This is a genomic window from Citrobacter sp. wls826 (assembly GCF_005281245.1).
GTDB classification, from domain to species: Bacteria; Pseudomonadota; Gammaproteobacteria; order Enterobacterales; family Enterobacteriaceae; genus Citrobacter; species Citrobacter braakii.
On sequence record NZ_SZWS01000024.1, the window covers coordinates 114,959 to 116,858 of the forward strand.

A 1,900-nucleotide genomic window follows, 5' to 3' on the forward strand; every position below is an offset into this window, starting at 1 on the left:
TCGCTTCCAGCTCTGTCAGCATTTCTTCATAGCCGAAGGTCACAGTATCTTGTTTTTTCGGCTCAACCTGCGGCTGGCGTTTTTTTGATGATTTCTTGCTCAATAGTCGTACTCCATTGTTTTCCCTGACTATACGGGCAAATCTATCAGCAAAGCGCGCAGCGCGGTATCGGCGACTAACGTTATGTTAGTTTCGTCACGAATAAATGCGCCATCGCCGCAGGTGAGCGCTTCCTTTTCGGCGCCAGATGTCACCGCATGGAATCTGCCGTGGATCGACTGTAAGTAAGCCCGCGGCCCATGTAACTGAAAACTCAGCGATTCACCTTGTTGCAGTTCAACGTGGTGCACCCATACCTGTTGACGCAGATGCAGGCTGCCTTGTTCTCCATCCGGCGAGGCAAGCAACTGATGCTTACCGGCACTCAGCGTGGCTTTCTGTACGCAGGCGTTTTCGCGCTGCGGGCAGGCATCCAGCCAGAGCTGCATTCGGGTTAACGGTTTATCTTTGCTGATATTGTGTTCGCTGTAGCTAATTCCCGGCTGTGTGGCGAGCAGTAAAACTTCTCCTGCCTTGGCCTGGATATGGTTGCCTTCACTGTCGCGGTACTCCGCTTCCCCTTCGAGGATCAGATTGACGATATCCACCTTCGGATAGGTACGTGGCTGGAAAGAGGCTCCCGGTGCCAGAACTTCCTGGTTCAGAACACGCAGCGAGGCATAACCCAGCAGTTTAGGATCAAAATAGTGTCCAAAGGAGAAGGTATAACGGGCCTGCAGCCAGCCGTAGTCTGCTTGCCCGCATTGTTTGGCTGTACGGGTAGTAATCATAGTTCTTGACCTCTCTTTACTTCCTTTTATGTTAAATGGCTAGACGCTGCATTGTTAGCCAGATATTCTGCCCGGTATGTTCAAATTTCCTGAATGAGAACGAGATGGCCAAAGAAAGGGCTTTAACGCTTGAGGCGTTACGCGTCATGGACGCAATAGACCGGCGTGGCAGCTTTGCCGCCGCAGCGGACGAACTGGGGCGCGTTCCTTCCGCGCTCAGCTATACCATGCAGAAGCTGGAGGAAGAGCTGGACGTCGTGCTGTTCGACCGTTCAGGTCATCGCACAAAATTCACCAACGTCGGGCGTATGCTGCTGGAACGTGGGCGTGTACTGTTGGAAGCTGCGGATAAGCTGACCACCGATGCCGAAGCGCTGGCTCGCGGTTGGGAAACGCATCTGACCATCGTCACCGAAGCGCTGGTGCCGACGGCGGCGTTTTTCCCGCTGATCGACAGACTTGCCGGGAAGGCCAATACCCAGCTTTCCGTTATTACCGAAGTTCTGGCCGGGGCGTGGGAGCGTCTGGAGCAGGGGCGGGCGGATATCGTGATTGCGCCGGATATGCATTTTCGCTCATCTTCGGAAATCAACTCGCGCAAGCTGTACTCGCTGATGAACGTATATGTGGCGGCCCCGGATCATCCAATTCATCAGGAACCGGAACCGTTATCGGAAGTCACCCGCGTGAAGTACCGTGGAATAGCGGTGGCGGACACGGCCCGCGAACGCCCGGTGCTGACGGTTCAACTGCTGGATAAACAGCCGCGTCTGACGGTGAGTTCGATAGAAGATAAACGCCAGGCGCTGTTGGCCGGCCTTGGCGTGGCGACGATGCCATACCCGCTGGTGGAAGAGGACATTGCGGCGGGTCGGTTGCGTGTGGTTAGCCCGGAATCGACAAGCGAAATTGATATTATTATGGCCTGGCGTCGAGACAGCATGGGCGAAGCGAAATCCTGGTGTTTGCGGGAAATTCCCAAGCTGTTTGCGGGTAAATAGCAGGGCTGTTACGCCGGATGCGGTGCAAATGCACCTTATCGGATAGTTTTATCCGCGCGGTGCAGGAA

Annotated in this window: 3 protein-coding genes; 1 reads left to right on the top strand and 2 read right to left on the bottom strand. The window is 54.8% G+C overall.

Features of this window, described 5'->3' with window-relative positions; translation table 11 throughout:
- Together FDW87_RS21865 and FDW87_RS05620 are read right to left on the bottom strand one after the other, a co-directional pair.
- Window positions 1-103: hypothetical protein (locus FDW87_RS21865; RefSeq protein ID WP_252363034.1), on the bottom strand; the 103-nt coding region annotated here is incomplete at its 3' end.
- 26 nt (window positions 104-129) lie between these two features.
- Window positions 130-831, bottom strand: a complete 702-nt coding sequence (locus FDW87_RS05620) for a pirin family protein (protein WP_016157539.1) — start codon at window positions 829-831, stop codon at window positions 130-132.
- A 104-nt stretch (window positions 832-935) separates the two neighbouring features.
- Between FDW87_RS05620 and yhaJ the strand changes: the two genes are divergently transcribed.
- Entirely contained in the window at window positions 936-1,832 is an 897-nt protein-coding gene (yhaJ, locus tag FDW87_RS05625; protein ID WP_016154624.1) for a DNA-binding transcriptional regulator YhaJ, read from the top strand.
- Window positions 1,833-1,900: the final 68 nt, after the last annotated feature.